Annotated in this window: 7 protein-coding genes and 1 pseudogene; 5 read left to right on the forward strand and 3 right to left on the reverse strand. The window is 71.1% G+C overall.

Annotated features, from left to right (window positions below):
- Positions 1 to 1605, forward strand: a 1605-nt coding sequence (locus tag VFM98_RS02140; RefSeq protein WP_325108240.1) for a DUF1631 family protein, incomplete at its 5' end; no start/stop codon positions are given.
- A 149-nt stretch (positions 1606 to 1754) separates the two neighbouring features.
- Here VFM98_RS02140 and VFM98_RS02145 read toward each other — a convergent pair.
- From VFM98_RS02145 to VFM98_RS02155, 3 genes are all read right to left on the reverse strand, one after another.
- Positions 1755 to 2237 carry a DUF494 domain-containing protein gene (locus VFM98_RS02145; RefSeq protein ID WP_325108241.1) on the reverse strand — a complete coding sequence of 161 codons (483 nt, stop codon included), beginning with the start codon at positions 2235 to 2237 and terminating at the stop codon, positions 1755 to 1757.
- A gap of 81 nt (positions 2238 to 2318) precedes the next feature.
- Complete coding sequence (gene dprA, locus VFM98_RS02150; protein WP_325108242.1) at positions 2319 to 3455, reverse strand: DNA-processing protein DprA; 1137 nt, start codon at positions 3453 to 3455, stop codon at positions 2319 to 2321.
- Between the two features lie 7 nt (positions 3456 to 3462).
- Positions 3463 to 4692, reverse strand: coding sequence for a LysM peptidoglycan-binding domain-containing protein (locus VFM98_RS02155; RefSeq protein WP_325108243.1), 1230 nt, complete (start codon positions 4690 to 4692; stop codon positions 3463 to 3465).
- A gap of 136 nt (positions 4693 to 4828) precedes the next feature.
- Between VFM98_RS02155 and def the strand changes: the two genes are divergently transcribed.
- The 4 genes and pseudogenes from def to VFM98_RS02175 all read left to right on the forward strand — a co-directional run.
- On the forward strand, positions 4829 to 5341 hold the full coding sequence (gene def, locus VFM98_RS02160; protein ID WP_325108244.1) for a peptide deformylase: 513 nt from the start codon (positions 4829 to 4831) through the stop codon (positions 5339 to 5341).
- An 11-nt stretch (positions 5342 to 5352) separates the two neighbouring features.
- A complete protein-coding gene (locus VFM98_RS02165; protein ID WP_325108245.1) occupies positions 5353 to 5841 on the forward strand; it encodes a hypothetical protein in 489 nt (162 codons plus the stop codon).
- A complete protein-coding gene (gene fmt, locus VFM98_RS02170) occupies positions 5841 to 6800 on the forward strand; it encodes a methionyl-tRNA formyltransferase (protein ID WP_325108246.1) in 960 nt (319 codons plus the stop codon). Before VFM98_RS02165 ends, fmt begins: the two co-directional genes overlap by 1 nt.
- A pseudogene (locus VFM98_RS02175) lies at positions 6800 to 6967 on the forward strand (branched-chain amino acid ABC transporter permease); the annotation flags it as partial. The gene fmt and the pseudogene VFM98_RS02175, both read left to right, overlap by 1 nt.

Consider the following 6967-nt stretch of genomic DNA (forward strand, 5'->3'; position numbering starts at 1 on the left):
GCCAACGGCGCCGCCGACGATTCCTTCTTCGGCCCGAGTCCGGCCATGACGGCTGCTGCCGGCGCCGACAACGGCGCCTCGGCGACGACGCCGCTGGCCCGGGCCCGGGCGCGCGCGACCGGCGTGATCGGCCAGTTGAAGCGCCTGCTGCGCGACCGCGTGGCCGGCTACGACCCCGGCGCCTCGATGCAGCCTTCGCCCTCGCTGGTGCAGGCGGTCACGCACCACCAGACCCAGGTGCAGACGCAGGTGCAGACGCGCCAGAACGAGGCGATCACGCACGGCGACGTCGTCGTGTTCGACGACGAGGCGGTCGAGGAAGTCGCCCTCGACCTGCGGCAGCGCACCCAGCAACTGAAGCGCCAGGCCGCCACCTCCTCGGAGAAGGCGACCATCGAGATCGTGGCCCTGATGTTCCAGGCCATCCTGTCGGAAGAGCGCATCCCGGCGGCCATCCGCGTCTGGTTCGCGCGCCTGCAGATGCCGGTGCTGCGGGTGGCGCTGGCCGAGCCCGAGTTCTTCGGCTCGCTGGAGCACCCGGCGCGCCAGCTGATCGACCGCATGGGCGCCTGCGTGATGGGCTTCGACGCCACCGCCATCGGCGGCAGCGCGCTGGAAAACGAAGTCAAGCGCGTGGTGCAGGTGATCGAGCAGTATCCCGAGACCGGCCGCCGCGTGTTCCAGCTGGTGTACGACGAGTTCCAGCGCTTCCTGGCCAAGTACCTGACCGAGAAGGGCCCGACGTCGAAGCTGGTGAGCGTCGCGCAGCAGGTGGAGCAGAAGGAGACGATGGCGATCCAGTACACCATCGAGCTGCGCAAGATGCTCAACGACGTGCCGGTGCGCGAGGAGATCCGCGAGTTCCTGTTCAAGGTCTGGGCCGAGGTGCTGGCCGTGGCCGCCGTCAAGCACGGCCCGCAGCACGAGGAGACGCTGGCGCTGAAGAAGTCCGCCTCCGACCTGGTGTGGGCTGCCAGCGCGAAGCCGAATCGCAACGACCGCGCCAAGGTGATCCAGGACCTGCCGGACCTGCTGACGCGCCTGCGCCGCGGCATGACCCTGCTGGGCCTGCCGGCCGGCGAGCAGGAGAACCACATCAAGGTGATCGGCGACACGCTGGCCGACGCCTTCCTGTCCAAGACCGAGGCGATCCCGCACGCCCGCATCGAGGAGATGACGCGCCGCCTGGCCAACCTGGAGGACTTCGTGTCCGACGACGCGGCCGGCGAGCTGCCGCTGGACCAGGAAAGCATCGAGATGATGCTGGGCATCGACGCCTCGATGATCGAGGTGATCAGCGCCGGCGGCTCGCAGCCGAGCGCCGCGATGCTGGCCTGGGCCAACGAGCTGACGCTGGGCAACTGGTTCACGCTGGACCACAACGGCCGCATCGCCCAGGTGCAGTACGCCTGGTGCAGCGAGCGCCGCCAGCTGCACCTGTTCGCCGCCGGCGACGGCTACTGCTGCCTGATGCCGGTGCGGCGCCTGGCCTCCTACCTGCAGGCCGGCCTGCTGGTGCCCACCGAGGAGGAAGCGCTCACGGTGCGCGCCACGCGCAATGCGCTCGCGAAGCTGGACGCGAATCCGGAGCGGTTGCTGCAGTAAGGGTGCTGGCGGGCACGCGCCGTGCCGGACTTGGTAGGCTGGTGCTGAGCGCGCGGTAGCGCCCAAGCCCAGCGCCTCCGCGCATCGCTGGGCTTTCGCTATCGCTCCAGCACCAGCCTACGAGATGGCCAGCGCAATGCGCTGCGCGCTCAATGCGCGATCCGGTCCTCCGCGTCGTCGCAGAGTTCGTCCAGGATCAGGGCGTCCGGCTCGTGGCCGAAGCGCCAATAGACCATCAGCACGATGATCTTCAGCGCGTCGAGGCCGACTTCGTCTTCCGGCACGGCCATGGCGCGGTCGACCACGATCTCGCGCAGGGCCGATGGGAGCACCCCGGAGCTTTCGAGGAAGCTGATGAAGCCCAGGCATTCGGCGCCCAGCTTGTCCTGCTCGGAGATCGAGTAGACGCGCATGCTGGCGTCGCTCGGCTCCGGCGTCCATTCGAGCTGGGATTCGGCCTGCTGGCAGACGTTCTGCGCCGCGAGGTTGAGGCCATCCAGCCAGACCAGGGCCTCGTGGATTTCCTCGGCCTCGAAGCCATGGGCGCTCAACTTGCGTTCGAGCGCATGCGCCTCCGGGCAGGCGTCGCCGCGCCAGTAGTTTTCGTAGACGAACACCAGCACTTCAAACATGAACCCCAATCTACACCGAGCAGCCGCCATCGCGCCATCGGATTTACGTCCCCGTTGCCAAAGTGCGTCGGGCGCGCGGCTTCAGGCGCGTGCCTGGCGCTGGTAGAGGCCGCCGGGCAGGCGCGCGACCTCGCCCGCGAGCTCCAGTTCCAGCAGGCGGGCGGACAGGCGCGGCGCCGGAATCCCGGTGCGGGCGATGAGGGCGTCCAGCCCGATCGGGTCGTAGCCCATGGCGGCGAGCAGCGGGTCTTCGCCCGCGGGCTCGCCCTCCTCGCCCTCGGGTTCCTCCGCTGCGGGCGCGGCGGGCGCCGCGACCGCCGGCAGCACGAAGCGCAGGTCCTCCAGCACGTCCTGCGCGCTTTCCACCAGCTTCGCCCCGTGCCGCAGCAGGGCATGGCAGCCGCGCGCGTGCGGCGAATGGATCGAGCCCGGGATCGCGAACACTTCGCGCCCCAGTTCGGCCGCCAGCCGCGCCGTGATCAGCGAGCCGGACTGCAGCGCCGCCTCCACCACCAGCGTGCCCTGGCCGAGGGCGGCAATCAGGCGGTTGCGGCGCGGGAAGTTGGCCGCCAGCGGCGGCGTGCCGAGCGGGTACTCGCTCAGGATCATTCCCCGTTCGGCGATGCGGTGGGCCAGTTCGCGGTGGCGGGCGGGATAGACCCGGTCCAGCCCGGTGCCGACCACCGCGATGGTGGCGACGGCGTCGGCGGCCGCGCCTTCCAGCGCGCCCTCGTGCGCCGCGCCGTCGATGCCCAGCGCCAGCCCGGACACGACGGTCACGCCGGCCTGCGCGAAGCTGCTGGCGAAGCGGCGCGCGTTCTGCAGCCCCTGCGGCGTGGCGTTGCGGCTGCCCACCATGGCCAGCGCGCGCTGCGGAGTGGCATCGGTGCGGCCGATCCGGTACAGCATCGGCGGCGGATCGTCGAGCGCCAGCAGGGCGGCGGGATAGTCGGCGTCGGCGAGGGTGAGGACCTGGCGGCGCTGCGGGTCCTGCGCCAGCCAGGCCAGCGTGGCCTCCAGCTGCGACTCGAAGCCCTCCGGCGGCGTGCGCAGCGCGGTCGCGACGGCGCTGTCCACGACCGTGGCCAGCGCGGCCTCGCGCTGGGCGAAGATGGCCTCGGGCAGGCCGAAGGCGGCCAGCAGGCGGCGCGCGCCCACGGTGCCGAGCTGGGGCGTCAGCGCGAGGCGCAGCCAGCCGGCCAGCTCGTCGCGCTGCACGGGAATGTCAGATCGGGTTGGCCACCCGGTCGCCGACCATCACCGTGTCGGTGATCTCCAGCACCAGCGCGTACGCCAGGTGCTCGAAGGTGCGGAACACCATCAGCAGGCCGCTGCGCTCGTCGGGCAGCTTGATCTCGGCGCGCTCGCGCGGCTCCGAGCGGTCCTGCAGCTGGCGGCCGGCCTTGAGGATGGCCATCACGTGGCCGTTCTCCACCCCCTCGGCGGCGCCGCGATTGAGCACCACCACCTGGTTCTGGCCGATCAGCGCCACGGCGTCGCCGTAGACCGAGATGATGTTGCCGTCGACGGGCAGCGTCGGCGCGCGCGGCACGTAGGTGGAGAAGACGCGCGGCGGCTCCGGCAGCAGCCGGTCACCCACGCGCATTTCTTCCTTGGCGCGGGTGATGTCGATGGTGGCGGGGATGATGGTGTCCACCACCTTGCCGCGCGGCGTGCGCACGGGCTGGACGGATTCGGCGCGCACCAGCTCCGCGCTGCCCAGGTAGGCGGCCTCGTAGCCCACCACCTGGCTGGTGAGCGGATCGCGCAGCGGCACGGCGTTGCGGAACACGCGGAACAGTTCGGTGCGGCGCGGATCGGTTTCCACCAGCGGCGTGCCGGTGCGGCCACGCACGTAGGCGCGGTCGCCTTCCGTGATCAGCACCCGGTCGTCCGGCGCGGCGACGATGCGCGGCGCCAGGTCCAGCAGGTTGGCGTCCTCCACCAGGATCGCCTCGTTCAGGAAGGGCTCGATCACCTGCGGCGGCAGGGTCGGGATCGCCGTGTCGGGCAGCCCGTTGATGCGCACCCGGGGCGAGACGCGCACGGTCTCGGTGGGCGGCGGCATGCCGCCCGGCGGCTGGCCGGCGCGCAGCCGCGCCAGGCCGTTGAGCTTTTCCAGGTAGAGCGTCTGGCCGGGATAGATCAGGTGCGGGTTGCGGATCTGGTCCAGGTTCATGCCCCACAGTTCCGGCCAGCGCCAGGGCTGGCGCAGGTACAGCCCGGAGATGGCCCACAGCGTGTCGCCCGGCTTGACGACGTAGGTCTCGGGCGCGTCGGGCGCCAGGTCGGTCAGCGGCACGCCGGCCGCGGCCACCTGTTCGGCGGTGGAGCGCTGGGCGGGCGTGATGGGGAAGTTCTGCGCCAGGACCGTGGGGGCCAGGCCGCCCCCCACGATCAGCGCGGCTCCGGCCAAGACGGTGCGGCGGGTTGCCAGGCGCTGGGAAGAAGACATCTGTGGTGCGTCCGCTCTTGACAAGTTGCAGCCGATTCTGGGCCCAAGTCCTTGATTGAGCAATGTTTATTCCGTTCGTCGCCGTCCGGCGGCGACAAAAGTGGCGAAAATAGCGACAGTCCCCATCTGTCACCTCATGGCCGTCCTTTCCATCCTGACCTATCCCGATCCCCGCCTGCACACCGTCGCCAAGCCGGTGCAGGCCGTCGATGCGCGCATCCGCGGCCTGGTCGCCGACATGCTGGAAACGATGTACGAGGCCAACGGCATCGGGCTGGCCGCCACCCAGGTGGACGTGCACGAGCGGCTGGTCGTGATCGACGTGTCGGAACAGCGCAACGAGCCGCTGGTGCTGATCAATCCCGAGATCACCTGGGCCAGCGAGGAGACGCAGGTCGGCGACGAAGGCTGCCTGTCGGTGCCCGGCATCTACGACGGCGTGGAGCGTTCGCGGGCCGTGAAGGTGCGCGCGCTCGACGGCGACGGCCAGACGCGCGAGATCAGCGCCGAGGGCATCCTGGCCGTGTGCATCCAGCACGAGATGGACCACCTGAAGGGCAAGGTGTTCGTCGAATACCTGTCCCCGTTGAAGAGAAACCGGATCAAGACCAAGATGCTGAAGGCCCGCCGCGACACCGAGCGGGTCTGAAGGAGGTCTCCATGCGTCCGCTCGTCCTGGCCGCCTGCGCCGTGGTGCTGGCCGGCTGCGCCCATCCCTGGAACACCGTCGACCTCGCGCCCGGCACGCCGCGCGAGCAGGTGATCGCCCGCGCCGGCCAGCCCGCGCGCGTGGTTCCGCTGGCCGCCGGCGGCCAGCGCCTGCAGTACACGCTGCAGCCCCTGGGCCGCTACGCCTTCATGGTCGACCTCGATCCGGCGGGCCGCGTGGTGAGCGCGCGCCAGGTGCTCAACGAGCTGGACTTCCAGCGCATCGAGCCGGGTCGCTGGACCCGTGACGACGTCGAGCGCGAGTTCGGCCCGCCGGCGCAGATCGACCACGTGGCCAGCTTCACCGGCGACGTGCTCACCTATCGGTGGGCCGAGCGCAATGAGCCGATGTTCTACTGGGTCTACGTGGATCCGCGCGGCGTCGTGCAGCGCGCCCATCCGGGCATGGAGTTCATCAACTCGCCGCAAGATCGCGACTGATGCGGGTGATCTTCGCCGGAACCCCGGAATTCGCCCGGGTCGCGCTGCAGCGGCTGCATGCCGCCGGCTTCGCCATTCCCCTCGTGCTCACCCAGCCGGACCGGCCGGCCGGCCGCGGCATGAAGCTGCAGCCCTCGCCGGTGAAGCAGTTCGCGCTCGAGCACGGCATCGCCGTGGCGCAGCCGCGCAGCCTGCGCCTCGACGGCAAGTACCCCGAGGACGCCGCCGCGGCCCAGGCCGCGATGCGCGAGGCCGCGGCCGACGTGATGGTGGTGGCGGCCTACGGCCTGATCCTGCCGCAGTGGGTGCTGGACCTGCCGCGCCTGGGCTGCCTCAACATCCACGCCTCGCTGCTGCCCCGCTGGCGCGGCGCGGCGCCGATCCACCGCGCGATCGAGGCCGGTGACGCCGAGACCGGCGTCAGCATCATGCAGATGGACGCGGGCCTGGACACCGGCGCCATGCTGCTGGAAGAGCGCATCGCCATCGCGCCGGACGACACCACCGGCACGCTGCACGACAAGCTGGCGGCGCTGGGCGGGCGGCTCGTCGTCGAGGCGCTGGAGCTGGCGGCCTGCGGCGGCCTGAAACCGGTGCCGCAGCCGGCCGAAGGCGTGACGTACGCGCACAAGATCGAGAAGGCCGAGGCGGCGGTCGATTGGCAGCAGCCCGCCGAGGCGATCGCGCGCCGCATCCGCGCCTTCGATCCCTTCCCCGGCGCCGGTGCCCAGATCGGCGGCGAGACGCTCAAGCTGTGGCGCGCGCACGCGCTGCCCGGCCGCGGCAGCGTGGCGCCGGGCACCATCGTCTCTGTCGACGCGCAAGGCATCGGCGTGGCCTGCGGCGACCAGGGCCGGCTCGAGATCACCGAGTTGCAGCGTCCGGGCGGCAAGCGCCTGGCCGCGGCGGACTTCCTGCGCGGCTTCCCGCTGCAGGCCGGCCAGCGCTTCGACGCCTGATGTTCTTCCTGCGCGCGATCCACCGGCATCCCGAGTTCCGCCAAGGCATGCGGGCCACCGCGCCGGTGGCACCGGGCCTCGCCGCCTGGGGCTTGATGACGGGCGTGGCCATGGTCAAGTCCGGCATGAGCGTGGTCGAGGCGGTGGCGATGACGCTGTTCGTCTAC

The sequence above is a fragment of the Ramlibacter sp. genome, assembly GCF_035706265.1.
Taxonomy (GTDB): Bacteria; Pseudomonadota; Gammaproteobacteria; order Burkholderiales; family Burkholderiaceae_C; genus Ramlibacter.

Coding starts and splice junctions, on each gene's coding strand:
- VFM98_RS02145 (WP_325108241.1), bottom strand. CDS start 2,237: ATGTTTGAAGTGCTGGTGTTCGTCTACGAAAACTACTGGCGCGGCGAC.
- VFM98_RS02155 (WP_325108243.1), bottom strand. CDS start 4,692: ATGTCTTCTTCCCAGCGCCTGGCAACCCGCCGCACCGTCTTGGCCGGA.
- VFM98_RS02165 (WP_325108245.1), top strand. CDS start 5,353: ATGCGTCCGCTCGTCCTGGCCGCCTGCGCCGTGGTGCTGGCCGGCTGC.
- def (WP_325108244.1), top strand. CDS start 4,829: ATGGCCGTCCTTTCCATCCTGACCTATCCCGATCCCCGCCTGCACACC.
- fmt (WP_325108246.1), top strand. CDS start 5,841: ATGCGGGTGATCTTCGCCGGAACCCCGGAATTCGCCCGGGTCGCGCTG.